A 22,512-nucleotide genomic window follows, 5' to 3' on the forward strand; every position below is an offset into this window, starting at 1 on the left:
CTTGGCCGCCGATAGCGGGCGTCGTACTAAATCGGCGGACTCGACTCCGTCAGAAAATCCTTCATGGGCTAATTGCCTGACGCAGATCGCGCTCACTCCCGCATGATTTGAATGGGCTGCGGCGACTTGTAGAGTACCGAAGGCCCAACCCGGCGCTTGTAGCCCAACTTCTGCTGGAAGTAGAACTGGAAGGCGTCGACGAGTTCCTTGGGGGCACGCGGGTCGAGGAGGATGTTGTCGATCAACTTGTGCGGGTCTATCTTTACCGCAAGCCCCGGCGCCACCTTGTCCGGGTCCGCCTCTGGGCAGTAGATCGCTGCACGCCATTCGGTCTCATGCCTGAACGCCTCGCGTTTGAGATACAGCAGATTGGCCGCCTTCTGGACGTTGAAGTGGCGAGCGAGCCCGCTGGCGATCTCTCTAGTCCGCTTGTCAAGGTCGTGCGGGGAGAGGTATTCGACTTGCCGACAGTCCCATCCATATCCCAAAGGGCGAATTGCGGCGCGAACTGCCATCGACAACTTCTTGGTGGTGGTCGAAATCCGGACGCCCATTCCGTTGTGGGAATAGATGCGCCACATCGCGTCGGAGATGCCGATCTGGCACCAGCACTGCGCGAACAACGCATGGCTGCTTTGATGCTTCACCCGTTGCTCGAAGGGATCGTCCCAGCTCGTGGGATGGGCGAAGTAGAGCTCCTGGCGCTCAAACAATTGGACGACGCGGCTGAAGTCCATGATGCGATAGAGGCGACCGGCGGTGATGCTCGACGCGTTGGACATGGCGACCTTCTTGGATCAGGAGCAGTGACGGGTCATAGCTGACGCACCTTGGATCCGAAGTATCGGAGCACTTTAGTGGTGCGACCGTTGATGATGGGCAAATCCTCTCGGTTGCGCCATCCGATTAGTTCTTGGACGTTGGCCTGGCCGAACTCGTTGAGCTTCCAGAGCGGATCGAAGATCGCGTTGGCCATGCGCTGGACGATGTCACCTTCGCCGTAGACCAGATAAGCCAATGTCTCGCGGGTGCGTTTAGGGTCGTTGAAGGTCGGGAACTTGGCCTTCCAGCCCGCCACGCCTCCATCGAAGAACCTGAATCGGTCGTAGAAAGAGTGCAGCGTTCCCAGGGCATTGAACAATTCAGAATCGTCCGCCGCCAGGATCGCTTCGCGCGAGCCGAACACGCGGTTGAACCGCGGGTAGCGCTCGCCGACGATGGTCTCTTCGAAGTGCTTCCAGTAGACGGTCCTCCACTGCGTGATCAGGTCGCCAATGTGCTTCTCCTGCTCCGAGGCAGTCCGAAGAGGACCGGACTCCCAAGATTCGCCTGGCGCGATCTTCTCGCGCACCCAGCTGATGAAGGAGTCGATTTCGATGCGCAGCGGTACGGCTGACTCCGGCGCCTTGCGGTAGCCGCTGGCCCCGTAGGTCTTGCGGACGATGTTGAAGGCGGAAACTGCCTCCTGGTAGGTGCGCCGGAAGTTGGAGAGAAAAAGCGACTGCTTCTTTGGCTTGGCCAGGCCTCGATTGATGTTGGCAGGCGATTTGTCGCCGAGCTTCTCGAGTACCTTTTGGGCTAGGGCATCGGACTTCGCCTGATGCTGCTCGTTCTGCTTGTAGATTTCTTTGTAGAACGCAAGCTGTTCATCGGTAGGGACCTCAGCCCCGTCCCAGTAGTCCTCGAAGATCGCCATGAGCTCCAAAAGCCTCGCGTCATCCGATCCGATGCTGACCATGATCTCCTGGTTTGTGAGCAGGGCGGCTTGGGTCAGGTTAGCAGAGCCCACCAAGGCTAATTCGTCGCCAAAGATGTAGAGCTTGGGGTGAAACGCGTGCCCGGTGTAGATACGCAACTGCAGGTTGGGGTGCCCCTTTACCTTTTCGATGGAAAAAGGGCTGGTGGGAAATCCGAGGCGGACGACCATCAGGACTTTACAGCCCTTCTGCAAGATCCGCTCCACTACGTCCGAATGCGTGAAGAACGCCGACGCAATGTAGACGGGGCACTCGTCTGTCGCGCGGCGCTCCAATTCGTTGATAACGAAATCCCGCTTCTCGTTACGGTTAGCGAATACCCCCTCCAAGGTGTCCTCCTGTGTTTTCGCCATTCTCGTTGAGCGCTCAGCGCCGCAGCACGGCGCTAACCCGGAACCGGACTCACCCTTGCGTGGTGAATCGACGCGTCCGTCATCTCGCTCGCAAAATCTCTTCTCGTTCGGTCAAAATCAAAGATGCGGATACCCGTGATCGTTGTGCCGGGGAAAATCCACCCGTCTCTGCAAGTATCCGGTGGATCAATGAGTGGGCGCGATCCAAGAGCTTGCCTATCTCTTACAGCGTCCGGCGCTTGCTCCAGCGCTCCCAGATCTGCGCCTTCTGGCTATCCAGTGACCGCAATGTTGCCGAGACCCGGAGTTCAGAGAGTCGCCCCACGACCGCAGCAATCTCTGCACAGCAGTAGCTCAGACTTGACTTAAGGCTATAGCTGGACCAGTAGCGACATTGCCCATGAGTGAATCCTTTGCTTCCGCCGCTCATTTGGTGTTGGCGCACGCAGAGCTGCCGAGTTGTGCCTCGAATTCAAGCCCTGATTGCTCGTATGCGAGCATTGAATGACATTCAGACCGGCCTTGAGCAGGTCCTCCTTGAGGTAAGTCGCCCTGTTTCCGCATAGAACCACCAACTGCATGCCCTCCAACTCCTGCCTGACGCGTGCAACGTTTACTGGATCGAGAATCTCACGTCGTGTCGCTTCCGTTCGCTCATCACCAAGGCTTCTCGCTAAAGCCGGCGCAAATGCGTTTGTGATTCTGTAGTCGAATCTAGCTGGAGATGGAAAAGCCTCAGGCCGAGCCTGTGTCAGGATCGCAAGCGCTTCTTCGAGATTCTTCCCGGTCATACCTGTCACTGGCATTCCGCTGTCCTTTTCTTTAGCCCCAGGCACGCTGAAGCAAAAGGCGGTTGAATGCTTGCCCGCATGAAAATGCATATTTCGCTCCAGCGCGACCTGGAAATTGGCAACGACATTGCTAAACCACATCGCGACCGGCCGTTTCTTGTCGTCGGCGCTGAGGCCGTCGTACAGGTCCGCCTTGTCAATCGACAAGAGAGCAGGCGCCTGCATGCGCTGAATCGATGCGAACAGGGTCAGCGACGACTACGGTTGACCGTATCGATATGTTACGGTAAGTTGTAATCTCCTCCTCGACCTGTCGACTGCTAGGCGACCGAACCTTCAATGGCTGTCTTGATTCCCGCGTTCAGCACCTGCGTCGCCCGCATGACCTCCGGCGAGCGCCGTTTGGCGGAGCGACTGCAGCAGAAGCTCGACGACGACTACCTGCTGTGGTTTGACGTCCCCATCGGGCCCAAGCAGTGCCACCCCGACTTCGTCGTGCTGCATCCCAGGCGCGGCTTGCTGATCCTCGAAACCAAGGATTGGCGCCTGGACACTATCCAGAAAGCCAGTCGCGGTGACTGGCTGATTGCGCCCGACGGCGTTCCCAAGAGCGTTTCCAATCCGATCGAGCAAGCCCGGCATCAAGCGCTGCAGGTCGTCGATGCCCTTAAGCGCGACGCGCAGCTAATCCAGCACGAGGGCAAATGGCAGGGCATGCTCACCTTCCCATGGAGCTACGGCGTCGCCTTCACGCGCATCACGCGCAAGCAGTTCGACGCCGCCGGGCTCGGGAGCGCGATCGAGTCCAACCGCGTTGTTTGCTCCGACGAAATGCTGGAGGACGCAGAACCAGAGGCCTTCCAGAGTCGGCTGTGGGACATGTTTCCGCAGCTCATGCGCGGCGCGTTGTCCTTGCCCCAGATCGACCGGGTGCGCTGGAACCTGTTTCCCGAGGTGCGCGTTCCTGAGCAAGGTGCGCTCTTCGACGATGCGGACGACAAAGCGACCATCCCCGATTTTCTGCGTGTGATGGACCTGCAGCAGGAACAGCTGGCGCGCAGCCTGGGTGACGGCCACCGGGTTATCCACGGCGTTGCAGGGTCCGGCAAGACCATGATCCTGGGCTACCGCGCCGAGTACCTGGCCAAGGCCGCGACCGACCTGCACAAGCCCGTGCTCGTGCTTTGCTACAACGAACCGCTGGCCGTCAAGCTGCACGCCACCATGCAGGCCAAGGCCCTGGCCGACCGCGTCCATGTTCGACACTTCCACAAATGGTGCCGTGACCAGCTGGTGGCGTTCGGCCAGCCGCTGCCGCCAAACGACCTTGCCGTGGGCGCCAAGATGGACCAGATGGTGCGCAACGTCATCGACGGCGTCGACCGCAAAATGATTCCGTCAGGCCAGTACTTGGCGGTGCTGGTCGACGAAGGCCACGACTTTGCGCCCGAGTGGCTCAAGCTGGTCACGCAGATGGTCGACCCCACGACCAACAGCTTGCTGCTGCTGTACGACGATGCCCAGAGCATCTACGACAAACGGCGCGGCAAGCCCTTCAGCTTCAAGAGCGTGGGCGTGCAGGCGCAGGGCCGCACGACCATTCTCAAGATCAACTACCGCAACACCCGGCAGATTTTGCAGACGGCGAGCGCGATGGCGACCGAGCTCTTGCGGCCCCAGGAGAAGGACGACGATGGCGTGCCGCTCGTCCAGCCCGTGAGCTGCGGCCGCGAAGGGCCGGAGCCCATCGTTATCGACCTGCCCAGCACCCGGGCGCAGGCCGACAGGATCGCGGAACTCATGGCCAGCGCGCACAACGAAGGGCACGCCTGGGGCGATATGGCGGTGCTGTGCCGAAGCTGGGCGCTGATGGACGAATGCGCCAGGGCCTTGGACCGCCGTCGCCTGCCGCACAAGGTGCGCAAGGGCACGCACGATTTCGACCCCGGCGCAGACACCATCAAGGTGATGACCCTTCACGCAAGCAAGGGGCTGGAATTCCCGGTGGTTGCGGTGATGGGGGCGCGCCAGGCGGTTGCGGGCCTCGAGGTGCTCGCCAAGGACGACGACGCCTTGGAGGAGATGCGGTTGTTCTACGTTGGCGCCACGCGCGCCACTTCGCGGCTCATGATCGCCAACGCCGTTCGGCAGTGACCAAGACCTACCTGCTGATCGATCTGCAGAATCGGCAGCCTGCGCCGAAGGATGTTGCGTCGTGGATGGGACCGAACGGCGAGGCTTGGATTTTTTTCGGTGAGCACGAGATTGGCCTGCTCGCGCAGTACATGGAACTGGGCGACCAAGTCTCTCTTGTCGACATTTCTAAGCCCGGCAAGAACTCGCTCGATTTCCACCTAGTGCTCTATCTGGGCTACCTGGTCGCCCGTCACGAACCAGGAGCACGTTTCGTGATCGTCGCGGCCGATGGAGACTACGACCCTGCGGTTGTGCATGCGCGGTCGAAGGGGCAGCAGGTGGAGCGCGTAGAAATCCTAGGACTACCGCCAGTTCAAGTCAAAGCCGTACCGCCTCAACAGTCGCTTTTGTCGCAGTCCCCGCCGGCCGGCAATGTGATCGCGTACCCGTCACTCGCGCCAAAGATGAAGAAGCCGAAGACCGTGGATCAAATTTCCGACGAAATACGCCAAGATCTTGTGAAGGCGGGCAAGCCGAAGACACTAATCGCACTCAAGAAAAGAATTCAGTCTCGATTTGGCCCCGAACTCGCACCTACAAAGGTAGCTGAAGTGGTGTCCGCACTCGCGACATCGGGCGTGATTAAGCTCGCTGGCGGATCGCTGGAGTATGGGGAACACATCATTCGCGACTGAGTTCGACTTCAGACTGGTTGTTGACATTCACGCGAAGGATTTGAGAGTGTTGATTTCCATGGAGTCCTGACCTGCAAGTGGGGCACTTCTAGATGGAAATCAACAAGCGGCGAATGTGAGATCAAGTCCCGACAGTCAAGGACCACCCGGCGATTCACCAGACCTTTGGCGACCGGTTGCCCTCGTGGAACTTTTCGAGCCAACATTTCGACGTGCCTAACTGCACAGGCAGCCCAGAAGGCGCAAATCGATTCGACCTTTTTTTCAGCCAAGAGCAGAGTCGAAGCGGTCACTGCCCCGAAAATGGTGGAATGCCGTTAACACCTGAAGCTAGATCCCTCGCCATGACCCTCATTGAGGGCGCCGTGAAGACGATCAAGAACGCTGATGAGCTCTTCGATGAGGCCCGTCTGTTGGCGGATGCGGGCCGTGTCGCGCGGGCTCTTCTGCTGCACCAGATTTCGCTGGAGGAGTGCGGTAAGGCGGAGCTGCTCTACGTCTCGCTGATTGAGGTGCTGAGGGGCCAACTGGTCGACCTCAAACAGCTTTCCAAGGTTTTGGCCAGACACGCGGCCAAGAACAAGACCAACGCATACTTCTTGCCAACAACCGAGGCTGAGATTTCCGCTGGCGAGCGGAACGACTCGAAGGCGAGCGTTAGCGCGTTCAACGAACTGAAGGAAACGTTCCATAAGGAGTCCAACGACTTGAAGAACGCATCGCTGTACGTGGACTTCGACGGCACGTTCGTGGCGCCCAGCGAGGTCATCCTGAAGGAGCATCTGGCTGAGGCCCTAGACCGTAACGGCCAGTTCATGCTTATGGCAATGGACAAGCTGAGGCTGGTGATGCACTGGGCAACCGATCTCGATGCTGCCGCGGGCGAGGTTGCCGCCCTGCGGGCAGCACTCGGCATGGACGCTCTTGACCGCAGCAAGCCAGAGACCTTTGAGGCATTCTCGAAGCGCCTCGAAGGAATGTTTGCCGCGTTGGATAAGAAGACGTAGTACCTTTGCACTGACATCAAGCAGCGCTTCCGTTGTAGTCACTCTCTATCAACTTCGGCGCCCAGCGGCCAAAGCTCGCAAGTTGTCTGACCAACCCGGGCAACGCAGTCATCGTAGCCTTGCTCCCGTGCCGCAGCAACGTAGCACAGACCTGCTGCAAGAACGCACGCGATAGATGCTGATTGCCGGGGAAGCAGTTATTGCCCAAAGACAGTTCACGGCTGCACCCGGAAGTCTCGCTCCGACCAGCGAAGGTCCGCCCCCACCCAACCTCGGCCGTTCGACGAACAACGCTTCGAAAGGCCGCTGAACCAAATAGCGTACCCAGAAAAACGGCCGGCTGACGCCCGTGGAACCGTCGCTCGCAGGCAAAGCGATCCTCGCACTAGTCTTGGCCTGCGCCGGCACAGCAAGGGAAACTGCGAGCAGGCCGCTCGCACCTCCTTGCGACCTCACACCGCCACGTCCCGTGTTCGTACCGTCCGCGCCGCGTGGATGTACTTCCACCGGTTCGAGCCTTCGTCACTTGCGAACCCGTCCGGGTACCGCGGCGCGATCTGCCAGCGCGCGGCGAATACTGCGTTTTCGTAGGCAATAGAGGCTTCCAGTGCCCGCGCCTGCAGCGCGTCGCGCATCGCTTGCGCATCTTGCGTGAGCAGGTGTTTCAGCCGACGCTCGGCGCGATCTTTTTTGACGGGCGTATCGGCCCTCTGCAGTCTTTGCTTAGCCTTGACTAACGCGTTTACGGCCTCATGCGTAGCTTGGGCATCCTGCAGCCACCGCGCCAGGGCGTGGATGTACCCCGGGGTCGCCAGATCGCAGGACGGGGCGCTCAGCAGGTCTACAGGCCGGCGCTCAAGACCGTAACCCTCGGCCTCGGTTGAGATGGCGAAGTGCACCAATGTCCAGTCGACGAAGCGCGCACGCAGGAAGGCGGGCGTAAGGTCAAGCTCCTCAACCGCCACCTCCTGCGCCTCGGCCACTAGTGCGTTCATCACCGGCTGCACGATGCGGCGGTAGGCGTTGGGCGCGCGCGACCCGACCAGCTTCGATTCGAGATAGTCAAATGGCACCGGCCCATTGCCCAGCCGCCAAGTGCGCCGGATTTCGGCCTGCACATTAGGCAGCATCGAGACAATGCGGCACACCCAAATGTCGGGCTTGAACACCGGCAGTCCCAGATCAGCCAGCAGGTGGCATGCGGTGGTGAAGCCGAAGCCCGACACCTTGCCGATGGGGCCGCCGCCGATACCAATGTCCTCGGCGATAGCTACGGCACGCGCCTGCAGCGCGTCGACCTCGAGGGTACCTGTCAGCCACTCGTCGTGGAAGCGGTTCACCGCCTCGGTGATTCTGGGGACGGCCCTTGCGAAATTCTGGACGCGCTGCAGTCGCCAGGTCACGGCGCACGCGCCGGTAAGCTGGCCATGAGCGATGCCGGCTTGCACCAGCGTGCCGAATTTGCCGTCGTCTAGGAACGCGGTAGACGCGACCTCGGTTGGGTTCTCGAGCACGCCGGACTGGCGCGCTAGATTTACAGCCGGATCGACCTGCGCCGCCGCGTTGTAGGCGAAGAACGGTTTGTCCCAGCCCGACGCCCAGACCTCGTGCGGTGCGCGTGGCGCTAGCCGGCTGGTCGTCAGCACACGCTGTACGCGATCGATGTAACGCTGGCGCTGCGTCCGCGAGCGCTCATCGTTATCGGCGGCACGCGTGCAATGGTCAAGCAGCAGGCGATGTATGTGGGCAATGAGCGTCATTGATCGCAGGACAAAAGTTGCCAGTTGGGGAATGGTTCCTATAAACCACATCGTCGATAGCCGAGAATGGCGAGCCCGCCGCAATTACCTCGACTAAAGGTATCAGCGCCATGCAGGCGAATGTGTCATGACTTCTTCAGACTGGCATGGGACATCCGAGTTTGGCGCCTGAACGACCGCTGCCTATCGACCGATCATTCACCGAGCGAGAGTCTTGAGTGATCACTCGCTACTTCAATCCCCATTCGCTGAATCCAAGGGCTTTAAGCTTCTTGACCATGTTGGTACTTGTTGCTTGCGGAATCGCTATTACAAACAAGTCGCATGCTCTAGTAGCTGCTACATAGCCGATGCGCCCTTCCTCCTCCGCTGTGCCTGCCACCAGGGCGTCGAGGTTCTTCTTGAGCGCCAAGTACATGACGGCTGGAATTCCTTCACCCTTGGCGGAGTGCACGGTTCCCACGCGGATGCCGTTCCAGTCGTTCTGACCGAGGTCGACTGCGAGCAGAGGTCCTGCTTCCGGCAGTTCTCTGGCGGTAACCCGCGAGGTCCATGTGGCCACGCGCCGTAAGGCTGTGCCTGTTTCGACGCGGTCTAGCCATTTCGTAAGGTTGGCCTTGAGGTTCGTCAGCCAGGTTCCTCGGGCGTCCAAGGTGGCGGACGGAATGCCGGACCCCGGCTGGCGGATGAGGTCCCAAATCAACCGCCGCATCCTTGAGGCATCGCTGCCACGACTTGGGCTGCCCAGATCTCGCGCAAAGGACTGAGGGACCTCAACCAGATGAAGGACTGCTCGCACGCAGTAGCTGAAGGCCCTTGAGATGTCGCCGTTCTTGTCACGCTCAAGCGCTGCAGCAGCCAGATGCTTCACGGCGGACACCCCGAGCTCAGAGTTCCCTGTGATCAGCCGCTCCAGTAGCCCCGTGCCGCGGCACAGTACAGCTGCTTCGGAGAGCTGGAACTTGTAGGCCTGCAACGAGGTTGCCCAGGCTGACATGAGTTCGTTGAGCTTGTCCTCTTCATACCGCCAGTAGAAGGCACCCGACTCCCTATGAGTCTTGGTCCGGTGAGGCTTTGACTTCGTCAGGGCGAGGGCATTCGCGACGCTGACGATGGCTGGAAGCGAGCGGCGGTTCTGGGTGAGAGGTAGTTCACGGACCTCCGGCCTCTCGGCAAACGACCTCAGGTAGTCGCCGCTCGCGAAGTTGAAGCCATAGATGCTTTGGTGAAAGTCGCCGATGAGCGAAACGGTGCTTCCAGCCGCGATGAGCAAATCTAGGATTTCGCCTTCGAAGGTTCCCACATCTTGCGCTTCGTCGACAAGAATCTGAGGAAAGCGAAGCGCGAGCGCTCGCGCAATCGCAGGTTCCTTCTCAAGCAGAAGCCGTGCCCAGGCTCTACCGTGCGTATGCGTGTACCCGCCGGTGGCGGCGAACGCCTTGAGCTTCGATACGGCTAACCCCCGCATCGCGCTGCTGAGTTTCACGGGGTCGCCGCGGCCGAGCTTTCGATAGAGGATGGTCTTGCCGTTGACGCGGTTCAGCAGAATGTCCGCCACGCTCATCGTCTCCTTGCCGATGCCGACCTTGTAGGCGTTGAGGAAAGGCTCGTCTCCGATGCACAGGAATGGCGCGCGATTTGCCTTCATCACCCGAGCGCAATGCGGGCGAAGGATGTACGTGGTGAGGAATGAGTCCACCGTCTGGATGATGACCTTGGCATCGGCAACCCGCGTCCCACGAAGTTTCTGGTACTCCTCACGAAAGGTGTCGACCGCGATGTTCGAAAAGGAGAGTAGGGCGACTCGGCCTCTTTCCGCGCTCAACCGGTCGCGGAGCTCTACCAGTCGGCGGACCGCAGTCGCTGTTTTTCCGCTGCCGGGGCATGCGACGACGGCCATCGAGACTAAGTCAGCGTCAATGATGGCCGACTGCTCTGCAGTGGGTTCAAAGGACTCCATCGTCTTCTGAAGCCTTTGGCACGACGAAATCAAGGGCGTCCGTCAGGTAATCTGGCGAGGTCACATCCTCGTCTGTTGAGTAGAGGTTGAACGCGAGCAACTGTGCGAAGCGGCCCTTCTGAACGCTCTCGAGATTGGGGCCGCGCTGGAACATGCCGCAATAGAGCGCCTTCGCCCGTTCTCCCGGGGTCGACAGGTCGTCTATTTCCGCTTCTACGTCCTTGCCGATAACCGGATGCATCTCCTTTAGTGCCGAGAGCATGTGCATGCGACAACTTCTCTCGAGGGCTAGGTCGTACTCCAGCGTCTTCTTGGCAAAGAAGCATTGAATGAACTCGTCTTCGCTATCCTGCAGCTTCAATGCATTGGGTGAAAGGGTGAGCGAACTCTTTTTCGTCGGGAAGACATCTGCAGCTGGGTCTGCGTCGGTGATGACAGCCACAGGAATTTGCATCGCGTCCTTGCCGAACAGCGGCAGAAAACAGTCGAAGTTCAGGCCATCGGTGCTAATGATGCTGACCGAATGCTTGCGCAGGTCGATGTTTGCCTTCTTCGCCAGCGCCTCAACGATGAACAGTTCGGCGGTTCCTTCAACGAGTATGAGCCTCCTTGCGAAGAACAGTTCGGCACGGGTGACGTTAAGGTAGCGCTGGAGCTTTTCCTTCTTCCCTTTCCCGAACTCCACGTCACGAGGTGCGAAGACGGCCGGGCCCGACGGACTCTCATACACGCAACAGATAGAGTCGATATCGGCAAGGGCGGCAAAGTTTGGGGAATGGCTGGTGACGAACACCTGTACGGCACGTTGACCTTTATCCGGCTTCTCGACCGTCTTCAGATAGTCCAGAAGAACGGCCTGTAGCTGAGGGTGAAGGTGGGCTTCCGGTTCTTCGACTATGAGCCCGCAGTAGGACGCCGAGTTGTTCAGCGACAACTCGCTGAGCACGACGGCCATGAAGATGAGGTTGTTGAAGCCCAGACCGTTCTGTTCGACCTCCATTCCCGCCACGGAAAGGCCAATGCGCGCGGCGAAGCGTGCGAAATCACTTGGGCTGAGCTCAAGGTCCAGCAGTTGTGCCAGCTCGGGACCCAGCATCGCCTTGTGCTTGTCGCCGATAACCGTGTTCGTAGTTGAGAGGGGTGGCTTCGGCTTGATATCTTCATCGAACGCCTTCAGCAATTCTTGCAACTTCTCGCGCTCCGGCTGCTGTGAGAGCCGATGAAGTAACTTGGACAGCTGACTGAATCGCCCCGGCTTCAGGCCGGAGGCCGGGTCACGAAGAGGCTGGAGATAGACCGCCCGAAGCTCTTCCAGCATGTCAGTCGTCAGCGCGTTCTCTTCGTGGTCGCCAACCCAGCGCCGCACTTTTAGCCGCCCGCCGAGCTCGGCTTGCGTGTACTGAATGGTGAACGAGGCTTCGTACGACGCTTTTGTTGCATCCTCTGCAGTAAAGGGCTTGAGCGCGGTGATGAAGTCTGCCTCCTCCTGGGTCTTCAGTCCTCGGAATGCGAACGTGAAGCGGGCCTCGGTACTACGCGCGCCGGCCTTCGGCTGATGCAGGTCGAGTTCCGTCAGCCTCAGGTTACCTTCATCATTTGCCGAGAGCAGCACCCGCAGTGCGTCCACCACCGCGGTCTTCCCGCCATTGTTCGGGCCGATGATGACGTTCAGGCCTTCCTTGAATTGGAGCGTCAGGTCGTTGAACCGCCGGAAACCTTGAATGCGCAGTTGGTGCAGGTACATCTTTGGACGAAGGACGACTGGGCGAGGTCGCACAGCAATGGAGATAGGGGCGACCGAAAAGCTATGCTCAAGGTCGAGAACACGCTTTGTAACTCACAAGGGATTTCAGTTCGCTGAAGTGGTGTGGACTTGAAGCACGGCGGCGGCCGGTATCCCCGGCTGGCACTGAGACTGAAGGAACTGAATCGCTTGCGTTGGCCGAGGCGGTTGGCTCCAATTCTTGAACAAAGATAACCCATGACTCCGCCTGCACTTCCTGTAAAAAAGGGCTCACCAAAGCTACGGAGCTCGGGCAATGCGTTCGACTACTACGTTCCGCTGAACCTGGGCGTAAAACCCAACCCGCCGGTACCAACGGGAGGGGCCAAAACGGTCAAAGCCTACAAGTTCATCAAAGCGCATTTCAAAAAGGTCCGCCGCTCGCCGTTCGGCCCAAAGTCAGTCCTCCCAGCTCGCAAGGTGGTGCGAGATATCGAAGTCATCCGCGCAGCCTTGGAATGTGGTTACGGCAAGCGCGTCGACTGGACCGCGATGCTGGTCCTAAGCCGACTTGACGCGCAAGACTTGACCAACTACCTAATTGCGCGGCTGCAAATGCTGCTGGCCTGTATCCGTGTCGACGGCCAGAATGCTCGGGCGCTGCGAACGTTCTACAAGAAGATGGAGAGCTCAGAAAAGGCAGCTATCTCTTTTCTGGCCGGCAGCATTGGCGCCTTTCTGACCGCTCGAATATGGCTCAAGGGGGCGGGGGAGAGGATGGATGCTTTTCTTCACGTTGGTATCTATACAAAGGCGGTTGTCGGCGGGTCGAATCATGTAGGGTATTTCTCGACAGCCAGCAAGTGGCCAGACTACCTGGCCCGAACCGTGTCGGGTCAATGGCATGTGTTTGAGAGCAAAGGCGGCGCAAAGCGGTCTCGATGGCAGCGCCTTGCCGAGGGCTTGCTGCAGCTTCAAGGTACGCCTCACATCGGCTGGGCCGGGCAGCCTCCGGTAGCGGTCACATCGGTCGTCTGCGTGCACACCAGCGTAGACGCAGGGCAGCCCATGCAAGTCACAGTGGTTGACCCCCCGCCTGACCAAGGTCAGCCCATGCATCTACCGCCGCTGGAACTTCTTGCCTCGGTAGCGACGCTGATGAAGTATCTCGAAACGCTCCAACAGTTCAGAGCGCTAACCGATACCGTCGTGGATGTCGCGCTAGATGGTCCTGGGTTCTGGGTACAGCGTGATAGCCGCCAGTTCCCAGGCGTAAAAGTTGGGGTGCCGCGAAGATTCTTCGAACTTGAAGACGATACCCGTGACCGATTGGGCATGTTCATCGCAGCTAGAGATGCACTTGAGCCTTCAGGGTCTCCAAGCTCTCGTCGTCAGACGGACGCGGCATTCGGAAAAGCTATGGATACGCTGCTCGGTGTCGATGCACGACGACTCCGAGATAGCCCGCAACGTATTGCCATCGATGGCTTGTTGCCTCTTCGACAAAATCGAAAAGAATTTCTCGTTAAGACCAGCCAGATGCTGGAGCTTGATCGGCTGGCTGAAGGCGTGCATGGGCTTTTGGTGGAAGCCTCCATAACGACGCTAGATGATGACGGAAAGGATATTCGGACCACGGGCGGACTCCGGCTAATGGCGGCGCCACCAAAGGACGACGTTGACTCTGCGGCCCAGGTTGTGGAGCGACCACGAGCCTAGGCTTTGATGACTACGGAGGTAGATTGAGCACATGACGGCCGCAGAACTTCGTATAGTCAATCGCTTCGGCGTTGAGGCTCCCGCTATCCCAATAGTTTTCGACACAGAAGCTGGCGTTGAAGTGCATACAGACACCTTGCTCACATCGGACGAGGCAGTCGTCATGCAGCTCCGCTTCGACGTGAAGCGTTTGATTAAGGAGGACCGGGCGAAGTACCTGTGTCCGGAGTGCTTTGTCCCGGTTTCCTTGGTTTCACGCAAAGAGTCGCGGCGCTTCTTCTTCCGGCACTTGGTTGAAGACGGCAGCTGTAGCGCCGTTACTCGAGGCGAGCTCTCTCAGGCCGACATAAACGCACGCAAGTACAACGGTGCAAAAGAGAGCTTTCTTCATCGGGAGATGAAGCAATGGCTTGCAGACTCCCTTCGGGCGAGCAACTTGTTCACGAACATCGCCCAAGAGGCCAGATGGAAAGGGGCCATCACGGGGGCATGGCGCAAGCCAGATGTCAGTGCGATGTATGGTGAACTGAAGATTGCTTTCGAAGTCCAGCTCTCCACCACGTTCCTGGATGTCATCGCAGAGCGATGGAGCTTCTATCAAAAGGAGGGCGGCCTCGTCATTTGGGTGTTTGCGCGCTTTGACGATGAACGCCGCCGACTGACGCAGGACGACTTGTTCTTCATCAACAATCAGAACGCCTTCGTTGTGTCCAAGGCCACCAGGGATGCCTCTCTGGCTGCCAAGAACTTTCTCATGGACTGCGCGTGGGCCGAACCTGCGCTTTCGCATATCTTGCCAACCCTGGGTCGCGCTCGTGTTTCGTTCTCCGAGCTGACGCTCGACACCGTTCGTCAACAGGCCTATTACTTTGACCACCAGGGACAGAGGGCTGAGCTCCAGGCGGATTTGGAGGAAGAGCGTCGTAACTGGCCAGCCTATTTCGAGGAGTGGTGGCTGGAAGTGGCCGGTCGAAGGTCTTCACATGAAGACCAGGAGGACCACATTTGGGGGTTCCCGGAAAGTGCACCAGTACATTGGAACGATTGGGGGATGCTGCGCGAAACCTGTCTTGTCGCATACGGCACAGAGAAATCGCGGTACTTGCCAGTGGCCATGCTGAATGTTTTCTACTCGGCCAAGCACGGCAAGCCTATAGGAATCCGCCGGCGCCACTTTATCGAGGTCGCGCACTATGTGGTCGAGTCGTATCCGAAGTACCTGCGCTGGTTCCGCCGAGCGCTCGATGTGTTCGAACGCGGTCCGCTTCTGGCGGCGCAGGACCAAAGCGGGAAATGGGCAATCAAGGTCAAGCGCTACAAGCAAGCGATAAAGGACCGGGACACTCGCTACGAGGTGGACGAGACGCACAGACAACTGTTCGAGTGGCTCTTCCCCGAACTCGCCCCGTTGCCCCGGTAGTGCACGAGGATGGGCTTGTCATGGTCGTAGATCGGCACTTGCCAGCCTTGCTTCTAAAGCAACGTCAGTTCTGTACAAGGGAAAGTCATCAACTGCGGCGCCCTGTCCGGCTGCTTTGGCTGCAAAGCCTACGCCCAGAGGCGCAGACCCTATGCCAGTATCGGACCTAGTCCATGCATAGCGGCTTCTCGAAAAGCGGTGATTGGCTGGCTCTTGCAGATTTAGTCTTGTTGCTGTACTACCGACCTTCACTTAACCCCCTTAGGCGCACCAGTGAACAGTCCGAGGGCGCGGTTCGAATTACCCGTAACGCATACCTCTGCGGAAGGACCCGTGCCGTTGGTCTGCCTGCCCGACACCTCGTTGAGCCGCAACTGAATCGCCCCGGATTCCCTAGACACTTTTGAGCCGTTGGAAATGGCGTCGCTCGAACTCTATGGGCGACAAGTCGCCAGCGGTGTTGTGGCGACGCCTGGGGTTATAGAACATCTCGATGTAGTTGAAGACATCTGCCTTGGCCTCATCGCGCGTCGAATAGATCTGTCGGCGAATGCGCTCTCGCTTGAGCAATTGGAAGAAGCTCTCTGCGACTGCGTTGTCATGGCAGTTGCCGCGCCGGCTCATGCTGCTCACCAGGTTGTGATCGCGCAGGAAGCCTTGCCAGTCATGGCTGGTGAACTGGCTGCCTTGGTCGGAATGCACGGTGACCGTCGCTTTGGGTTGGCGCCGCCACAAAGCCATCAACAAAGCATTGAGGGCCAATTCGGTATCGATGCGGTGCCCCATGGACCAACCGATGACATGGCGCGAGAACAGGTCGATCACCACGCTCAGATACAGCCAGCCCTCGTGGGTACGGATGTAGGTGATGTCCGTGACCCAGGACTGGTTGGGCTCGCTGACGATGAAGCGTCGCTGCAGATGATTGGGGGCGACCACGGCAGGCTTGCCACCACGACTCCCAGGCCGTCGGCGGTAGCCCGTCTGGGAGCGCAGCCCCTCGAGCTTGAGCAGACGAGCCACGCGATGCTTGCCGCATGTCTCGCCCAGATCGCGCATGTCCATGGTCAGCTTGCGGTAGCCATAGATGCCGCCACTCTCCAGCCAGGCGTGCTTGAGAAGGCCCAGCAGACGTTGATCGTCCTTGCCACGAAAACTCATCGGCTCGACCTTCCAGGCGTAGTAGCCGCTAGGGTGAACGGCCATGACCTTGCACAGCCTGCGAACGCTGTGCTCGCCTTCATGGCGCTCGATGAATGCGTACTTCACCCGGACTGCTTGGCAAAGTACGCTGCGGCCTTTTTTAGGATGTCGCGCTCCTCGGTCACACGCTTGAGCTCGGCCTTCAGCCGCCGCAGTTCGTCTGTCTGCGACACCTGCGCCTGCCGATAACCGGTCGGCACGCGCTGGGCCTTGATCCATTGATAAAGACTGTGCTGACTCACGCCCAGCCGGGCCGACACATCGGCCACCTTGTGGCCGCGCTCGGTGATCTGCTTGACCGCTTCGGCCTTGAATTCTTCGGGATATCTCTGCTTACTCATGGCACCTCCTATTGGGCCTCAGGTTTGAGGCTCAGAGGTGTCTAGAAAACCCGGGGCGATTCAGTTCAGAAGCCCTTGTACATCAAGGACATAATCTGAAAAAGGCGGCTCAAGCGGCATCACCGAATCTCACAAATTTCCGTTCTTGCGCGCACCCCATGGTGTGCCCCACACTGCTTTCAAACGCAGTTGATTTTGGATACGCCATGGGGCACCTCAACGAGCTTCAGATTAAGGCGGCGGCGCCGCGGGACAAAGAATATTGCTGGCGGACGGCGACGGTCTCTACCTTCGCGTGCGCCCGACCGGCAAGGCGTGGGTTTATCGCTACAAGCGGTATTCCAAGGAGGCCAAGCTCAGCATCGGGCACTACCCGGTCGTGACGCTTGCGGCTGCGCGCAGGAGGGCGCGTGCAGGAAGAGCGCGATCGCGTTGCGCGCCCTAATACCTTTGAACGCACCTTCCGCGCCTGACATGCGCAGGCGCGGAAGGACCGGGAATGGTCGGCAGGCTATGCCGAGAAGGTGATGCGCTACCTGGAACTGCACATCTTCCCGTGGATCGGTGCGCTGGTCATAGAGGCCATCTTGATGACCGAGGTGGTCCGATGCTTTCACCGCATCTAGGAGCGCGGTAACCTGGAGACGGCGCAGCGCGTGCGCGGGGCAGTACAACACGTGTTCCAGTACGCCGTCGCTGTGGGCACGCTGGAGCCGGCCAGAAATTTCTTGAACAGCAGTACGGCTGGTCTGCCGCCTCGCACGCGCCACTATGCAGCCATCACGCACCCGCAGAAGCTCGGCCAGTTGCTTCGAGACATGCGTACATACAACGAGAGCGTGATCACTCGCGCGGCCCTGCAGCTCTCGCCCTTGTTGTTCCAGCGGCCTGGTCAGTTGCGGTTAGCGCACTGGGAAGATGTGGAGAAGATCAAGCTGCGGGAGTGGAAGAAGCGCGATGTACGCACGCCGGCTCATCTGGTACCGCTGCCGACGCAGGCGGTCGAGATCCTGCGTGACATCCACCCGCGTACCGGTCCGAGTGGGCCGATCTTCCGAAGCATGTCGAAGCGTTCCGAGAAGACGCGCTATATGAGCGACAACACCATCAACAGTGCGCTGCGCACGCTGGGATACGACTTAAAGGAGCAGATCACAGGCCACGGGTTCCGGGCTACTGCCCGGACCCTGATTCGCGAGCTGCTGGGGCTCGACCTTCATCTAAAGCGTAAGGTCGTGCGCCGTCGCGTAGGCGACTAGGTGCTCGGCCTCCATCTGCAGGCGCTGGATCTCGTGCGCGCGCACGCGCTCGGGCGAGGTGTCGAGCAGGTTCACAATTCGCTCCTAGGATGGAGTGAGAAATGAAAGAGAAACTGCTGAGCTGGGGCACGTTGATTTGCCTCGCGGTGCTTACGTGTTTGCTGCTGGTGCAAACGCTTGCCATCTATCCGGGAGTGCCGGCAATACGGTGGTTCTTCGCGACAGCCGCCGTCGCCATTGCGCGCTCGGATGGACCCGCCTGGGTGCAGGCGGTTGGTTCGATAGTTGCAATCGCTGCTGCCATCGGGATCGCGATGTGGCAACGGCAAGGCGATCAGGCGAAGGAGAAGCGCGCGGCCCAAGCGCGAGACAAGACCATCGCTGACATGGCGGCCGACTCTCTCCGAATCTTCGAGCGCGTGCGTGACTTGGAAAGCGAGATGCAGCCAGATCGAGAGACGAACCGAGTCAGCCAGCACGCGGTCCTTCAATACCTGAACTACAAAATTCGCGGGCCGGAACGTCTTGATCACGACCTGTTCGCCGCGAGGGCCTACATGGATGCCATGCAACGAGTGGCGGTGGTCGACTTGGCCGATGCCAAGGCATCCGCCGCGCTGATCGGCGCATTGTTCGGTCTTCAAACCCTCGTGGGGCATCTGGAACTTATGCGCGAGTCGTTTGCGCCCGAGGACTCGCGTGCTCATTTCTTGTTCGGGGGTGTGCTCGGCGCGGAGATGGCGGTCTCCAAAGCGCACGCGCTCTTCGTGAGTCGTTCCAAGGTGTGAGGCGCTGATGACCGTCGGGAATTCACCACCGAGGAAGGTTGCTTGGTGCTTCATACTGCTGGCCTCATAACCAGGAGACGACGATGCCAATTCGAAACCCGAACAGCCTGCCCGATGCGGTGGAGATGCTGCAAAACCAGCACCTCAGCGCGCGGGATTACGTCATGAAAACTCTCAACATTCCCATCAATCGGGAGGACTTCGCACTCGCTCTTGTCGGCGTGCTGCAGGTTCTGGCGACGAACGAATTGACCATGGCACAGACAATTGCCAAGTAAGCGATGAGGAAGCAGGGGCGCACCGCCAAGCAGCTGCAGCAGATGCTGATACAGCGCATCGAAGCCCTGCCGGGCCTTCGAGGCCAGCAGACGGACGTGCACCGCGGAGGTGTGGTTGGCATACGGTCTGAGGAGGGTGGCCCGAACTGGACGGTGCGCGTGGTCTCCGATCGTGGCACGCACCGTGCCGACATCGCGCAGATCATTCGAACGCTGCAGATGCAGTTCGACCTCGACGATTAATGCGGCGCAGCGTGCTACCGGGAGGGAAGCGCTCCATACTCGCTCTCCCCACGGACGGAGGCGGACATGGCTCTTGAGAAAATGCTTGAAGTGCTGCGCGAGCGGCTGGACGTCGAGAAAGCGCGCGATAGCCAGAAGGCCGTATGGCAAGCCTTTTGGAACGAGGCGCAGAAGGAGAGCGGGAAGCCCATCCCGTGCCCGTTCTGCTTCGTGCACACGAACCAGGTGAATCGGATCATCCCGCTGCCTAACGAGGGCAAAGTTGCGCGCGGCCGCTGCGAGGTCTGCCGCAACGAGTACCGGTGGCCGGATGCGGACGCCTGACATCACGCACCCTCGAGAACAGGCTCAGTTGCTGCGCGCCCAGCCACGCGGCGATTTTCCGCCCAGCCGAGCAGCGTGACGCGGGCCTGTGCGGTGAACACGCGAGCCATGTAGCGGCCAGCGCTCTCCGACGGCTGACGTGCGCAGGTGCTTCATACTGCGCCTCCTAACAACCGGGAGCGGAGATGGCTTACGAATTCGGGCAGACGTGCATGCTGCTCAATATCGGGTTGACGCGGGCTGAATGCGCTTCGTGGGTGCAGGCGTGGGGTTCGATCATCGCCATCGGCGCGGCTGCCGCTGGAGTGTGGTGGCAGGTGCGGAAGCAACAGCAATATGCGAATGAACAGCTGATTGAGACCGCCAAGAAGATCGTGAATGCCGCCTTCTGGGTCCGCATGAATGTCATCGAGCTTCGGGTCGCGCTCAGGGAAAAATGGTCCTATCGCGGCGCGCAAGAGAGAGCAGGGTACTGGCTGGCGCAGCTTTCGGCACTGCATCTCCTGGACTTCCCCAGCTGGGAGATCCAGAACGCATCGCTCGATGTGATCGAAAAGGCTGCACTCTTGCAGTCTTTGGAAATCTCGCGAAGCACGCCATTGCTGCCAACGGATGAGCGATCTCTCGACGCGGTGATCAAAGCGGCCGAAATCACTGAGTTGAAAGTTGAAACCTGGCTGAGGCGACGCAAGTCTCTCGGGCCGTCGCAGGCGTTCTATATCGACGGTCGCACATACAACCCTGTGCGGCGCGACCAGCGCGAGGGTGAAGGAGTTCCTGAGCGCCTGCCAGCCCCAGTCTGTAATCCGGAGACCTAGTTGGCAGCCACAGTGGCCGCCGCCGCGAATCTACGGCCTCATGCAGCGACCCTCCCGGAAATCAGCGCCTGGTGCGCGAAGTTGTCATTGATCAGCACTCGTCCCATGAATGTTGTATTCCGAGGGGCTCGCCAGTACATGTGCAGCGTGAGAGCATCGTGCCAGGCTGTCCGCCAAGTGCGGGGAACTCGGGCGCCCGACCCAACTCGGCACGAGGAAACCAAAACTATGAAGACAACATTGCTCGCCATCCTGCTCGCGGCCGCCGCCGGCAGTTCCAACGCAGGTTCCCTGGCCATGCCGGGCAGCCCGGGATTCAACCCCGCCGGCGCCTCGTCTGCGCCGATCTTCGAAGCGGCCAATCGGTTGGGCAGCAGGCGCGTCGGTGGACGCAGTAGCGGCGGCAAGGGCAGCCACTACGTCGGCGGCCGCCGCAGTTAAGCCGGCCCGGGCTTGGCGCGGGTCCTTCTCAGCATCTTGAGCGACGCAGGCATTGCGCGCGCTCGTTTCTCGGGACCATCTGAGAAAAACAGCGTTATACGGCTGCTTTCCCAATGAGGAGATGGCCGGCCGTGCGATCCGGCCATCTTCCACTCTCGTCAATCGAGTTCAGGCAGGCTCAGCAACTTGCAGTCAAATGCTTTGTCAGCGACCGTGCGCAGCCGGGCTTCCGTCTGCAACGATCCGGATTCGACGACCACCTCGAGGGCGTGTCCATCTTTCGGTGTGGCTATTAAACCTAATCCAGCTCGGTAGAGTGCAATCGCCTCCAAGGCTGTTTTGCGCCAGATTATGGTCCGACCGATCTTTGCGCCGATTTCGACGATCTGATTGCCACGCTTTGTGACGTGCGTAAAACTGACGTGCATTTACATGCTCCATTTTGGGTTACGAAATTACGAGACGTTTTCTCAACGAATCGTTGGAACCCAATCAAGAACATGGCAAGATTGAACCGTTAGCAACGGGGGCACCTCAACATGCTCTCTCCCCGACTCCAACATCGGGGCCAGACGGCCAGACCTTCCTAGGGGTTTGGCCGTTTGCGTTTCTGAAGCCCTTTCGACTTCAGAACCGGGGCAGGGGAAGCATAACTAGGGTGCCAGGGGTCTACAAGCCACTACAGGTAGTGTGTTGTGGGTGATTCACCCATCACGGGTACCTCTCTATGTAGACGCCATGGCCTGAAATAGCGCGCAGATACTGGGAACTGGACTCGAAGCCCGCTCTGGTCGTGGCTTTGCAAGAGGAATCGAGCCTGTAAGTCGCATGGCTGCTGAAAGGCAATTGTGCATTTCTCTGCGACTCGGGACGCGCTCGAAGCATCTCAACGCCCGTGACGCGATTGAAAAAATTAGCACTCGATCACAGATGGGGGAAACATCTGTGATTTCCAGCCCAGTTGCGCGTGCAGCAATCGCCAATCGAAGCCCGCGCCGGGGTCCTGTTTCCGGTCCGGTGCGATGTGCTCGTGACCGGCGATGTGCGCGATGGCGTAGTGCTGCGCGATCGCGGGGCAGAGGCTGGCCAGCGTCTCGTACTGCGCGGCTTCGAAGGTCTGGCCCTCGAGGCCCTCGAGCTCGATGCCGATCGAGTCGTCGTTGCAGTTGCCGCGGCCGCGCCACGACGACACGCCCGCATGCCACGCGCGTTCGTCGCAGCTCACGAATTGCCAAAGGTCTCCATTGCGGCGCACGTAGAAATGCGAGGACACCTCGATGCCGCGGATCGACTGGAAGTAGGGGTGCGCATCCCAGTCGAGTTGGTTGGTGAAGAGCCGCTGCACCGCATCGCCGCCGTATTCGCCGGGCGGCAGGCTGATCGAGTGCAGCACGATCAGGTCGGTCTGCGCGCCGGCGGGGCGCGGGCCGAAGTTCGGCGAGGGCAGGGCTTTCGCGAAGCGGTACCAGCCGGCCCGCCAGAGCCCGTCGTCGGCG

The 22,512-nt window shown here is 59.6% G+C and carries 22 protein-coding genes and 1 pseudogene; 14 read left to right on the plus strand and 9 right to left on the minus strand.

The features are described 5' to 3' along the window. Positions 1-92 precede the first annotated feature (92 nt). The 3 genes from BM133_RS33615 to BM133_RS35030 all read right to left on the minus strand — a co-directional run bounded on the left by BM133_RS33615 (position 93) and on the right by BM133_RS35030 (position 3,108). On the minus strand, positions 93-782 hold the full coding sequence (locus BM133_RS33615; RefSeq protein WP_093443775.1) for a DUF2971 domain-containing protein: 690 nt from the start codon (positions 780-782) through the stop codon (positions 93-95). A 32-nt stretch (positions 783-814) separates the two neighbouring features. After that, complete coding sequence (locus BM133_RS33620; protein ID WP_093443777.1) at positions 815-2,110, minus strand: phospholipase D family protein; 1,296 nt, start codon at positions 2,108-2,110, stop codon at positions 815-817. Between the two features lie 371 nt (positions 2,111-2,481). Then, positions 2,482-3,108 (minus strand): hypothetical protein, encoded by a 627-nt coding sequence (locus BM133_RS35030; protein WP_177225034.1) that lies wholly within the window; start codon positions 3,106-3,108, stop codon positions 2,482-2,484. Between the two features lie 132 nt (positions 3,109-3,240). Here BM133_RS35030 and BM133_RS33625 point away from each other — a divergent pair, with 132 nt between their 5' ends. The 3 genes from BM133_RS33625 (at position 3,241) to BM133_RS33635 (ending at position 6,739) form a co-directional block, all read left to right on the plus strand. Further along, entirely contained in the window at positions 3,241-5,055 is a 1,815-nt protein-coding gene (locus tag BM133_RS33625; RefSeq protein ID WP_177225035.1) for a 3'-5' exonuclease, read from the plus strand. Next, positions 5,052-5,732 (plus strand): PIN domain-containing protein, encoded by a 681-nt coding sequence (locus BM133_RS33630; protein WP_093443779.1) that lies wholly within the window; start codon positions 5,052-5,054, stop codon positions 5,730-5,732. The genes BM133_RS33625 and BM133_RS33630 overlap by 4 nt, the downstream gene beginning before the upstream one ends. Positions 5,733-6,076: 344 nt before the next feature. Next, positions 6,077-6,739, plus strand: coding sequence for an AbiV family abortive infection protein (locus BM133_RS33635; RefSeq protein WP_177225036.1), 663 nt, complete (start codon positions 6,077-6,079; stop codon positions 6,737-6,739). A gap of 452 nt (positions 6,740-7,191) precedes the next feature. Here BM133_RS33635 and BM133_RS33640 read toward each other — a convergent pair whose 3' ends face one another. The 3 genes from BM133_RS33640 to BM133_RS33650 form a co-directional block, all read right to left on the minus strand. Further along, positions 7,192-8,499, minus strand: coding sequence for a hypothetical protein (locus BM133_RS33640; protein ID WP_093443783.1), 1,308 nt, complete (start codon positions 8,497-8,499; stop codon positions 7,192-7,194). 229 nt (positions 8,500-8,728) lie between these two features. Next, on the minus strand, positions 8,729-10,459 hold the full coding sequence (locus tag BM133_RS33645) for a UvrD-helicase domain-containing protein (protein ID WP_093443785.1): 1,731 nt from the start codon (positions 10,457-10,459) through the stop codon (positions 8,729-8,731). Beyond that, positions 10,446-12,203, minus strand: coding sequence for an ATP-dependent nuclease (locus BM133_RS33650; protein WP_093443787.1), 1,758 nt, complete (start codon positions 12,201-12,203; stop codon positions 10,446-10,448). Before BM133_RS33650 ends, BM133_RS33645 begins: the two co-directional genes overlap by 14 nt. A 237-nt stretch (positions 12,204-12,440) precedes the next feature. Here BM133_RS33650 and BM133_RS35035 point away from each other — a divergent pair, with 237 nt between their 5' ends. Both BM133_RS35035 and BM133_RS33660 read left to right on the plus strand, forming a co-directional pair. Continuing rightward, a complete protein-coding gene (locus tag BM133_RS35035; protein WP_143100303.1) occupies positions 12,441-13,901 on the plus strand; it encodes a hypothetical protein in 1,461 nt (486 codons plus the stop codon). A gap of 31 nt (positions 13,902-13,932) precedes the next feature. Then, the gene (locus BM133_RS33660; RefSeq protein ID WP_143100304.1) at positions 13,933-15,321 is read left to right on the plus strand and encodes a DUF6035 family protein; all 1,389 of its coding nucleotides are present in this window, start codon (positions 13,933-13,935) and stop codon (positions 15,319-15,321) included. 393 nt (positions 15,322-15,714) lie between these two features. Here the strand turns inward: BM133_RS33660 and BM133_RS33665 are convergent. Then, positions 15,715-16,865 (minus strand): IS3 family transposase gene (locus BM133_RS33665; protein WP_093443793.1). Its coding sequence is split into 2 segments (ribosomal slippage): positions 15,715-16,619 and positions 16,619-16,865, totalling 1,152 coding nucleotides; the frame shifts between segments, so codons are not numbered across the junction. Between the two features lie 295 nt (positions 16,866-17,160). On the opposite strand from BM133_RS33665, the gene BM133_RS35675 reads away from it, so the two are divergent. From BM133_RS35675 to BM133_RS33695, 9 genes and pseudogenes are all read left to right on the plus strand, one after another. After that, the gene (locus BM133_RS35675) at positions 17,161-17,310 is read left to right on the plus strand and encodes an integrase arm-type DNA-binding domain-containing protein (RefSeq protein ID WP_256219443.1); all 150 of its coding nucleotides are present in this window, start codon (positions 17,161-17,163) and stop codon (positions 17,308-17,310) included. Positions 17,311-17,359: 49 nt separating this feature from the next. Then, a pseudogene (locus BM133_RS35860) lies at positions 17,360-17,491 on the plus strand (hypothetical protein); the annotation flags it as partial. Between the two features lie 51 nt (positions 17,492-17,542). Beyond that, positions 17,543-18,124, plus strand: coding sequence for a tyrosine-type recombinase/integrase (locus tag BM133_RS35680; protein WP_256219441.1), 582 nt, complete (start codon positions 17,543-17,545; stop codon positions 18,122-18,124). A gap of 101 nt (positions 18,125-18,225) precedes the next feature. Then, a complete protein-coding gene (locus tag BM133_RS33675) occupies positions 18,226-18,912 on the plus strand; it encodes a hypothetical protein (protein ID WP_093443795.1) in 687 nt (228 codons plus the stop codon). Between the two features lie 83 nt (positions 18,913-18,995). Next, positions 18,996-19,190 (plus strand): hypothetical protein, encoded by a 195-nt coding sequence (locus tag BM133_RS35040; protein ID WP_143100305.1) that lies wholly within the window; start codon positions 18,996-18,998, stop codon positions 19,188-19,190. 3 nt (positions 19,191-19,193) lie between these two features. Further along, positions 19,194-19,433 carry a hypothetical protein gene (locus BM133_RS33680; protein WP_093443797.1) on the plus strand — a complete coding sequence of 80 codons (240 nt, stop codon included), beginning with the start codon at positions 19,194-19,196 and terminating at the stop codon, positions 19,431-19,433. A gap of 66 nt (positions 19,434-19,499) precedes the next feature. After that, positions 19,500-19,757 carry a hypothetical protein gene (locus BM133_RS33685; RefSeq protein ID WP_093443799.1) on the plus strand — a complete coding sequence of 86 codons (258 nt, stop codon included), beginning with the start codon at positions 19,500-19,502 and terminating at the stop codon, positions 19,755-19,757. A gap of 185 nt (positions 19,758-19,942) precedes the next feature. Beyond that, a complete protein-coding gene (locus tag BM133_RS33690; RefSeq protein WP_093443801.1) occupies positions 19,943-20,575 on the plus strand; it encodes a hypothetical protein in 633 nt (210 codons plus the stop codon). Positions 20,576-20,803: 228 nt separating this feature from the next. Continuing rightward, positions 20,804-21,016: a hypothetical protein gene (locus BM133_RS33695; protein WP_143100306.1), complete on the plus strand. Its 213-nt coding sequence runs from the start codon at positions 20,804-20,806 to the stop codon at positions 21,014-21,016. Positions 21,017-21,174: 158 nt separating this feature from the next. Here BM133_RS33695 and BM133_RS33700 read toward each other — a convergent pair whose 3' ends face one another. Together BM133_RS33700 and ampD are read right to left on the minus strand one after the other, a co-directional pair. Beyond that, positions 21,175-21,444, minus strand: coding sequence for a hypothetical protein (locus tag BM133_RS33700; RefSeq protein WP_093443805.1), 270 nt, complete (start codon positions 21,442-21,444; stop codon positions 21,175-21,177). Between the two features lie 485 nt (positions 21,445-21,929). Continuing rightward, the coding region (ampD, locus tag BM133_RS33705) for a 1,6-anhydro-N-acetylmuramyl-L-alanine amidase AmpD (RefSeq protein ID WP_256219442.1) at positions 21,930-22,512 on the minus strand (583 nt) is incomplete at its 5' end.

The sequence above is a fragment of the Variovorax sp. 770b2 genome (genome assembly GCF_900115685.1).
Classification (GTDB): Bacteria; Pseudomonadota; Gammaproteobacteria; order Burkholderiales; family Burkholderiaceae_C; genus Variovorax.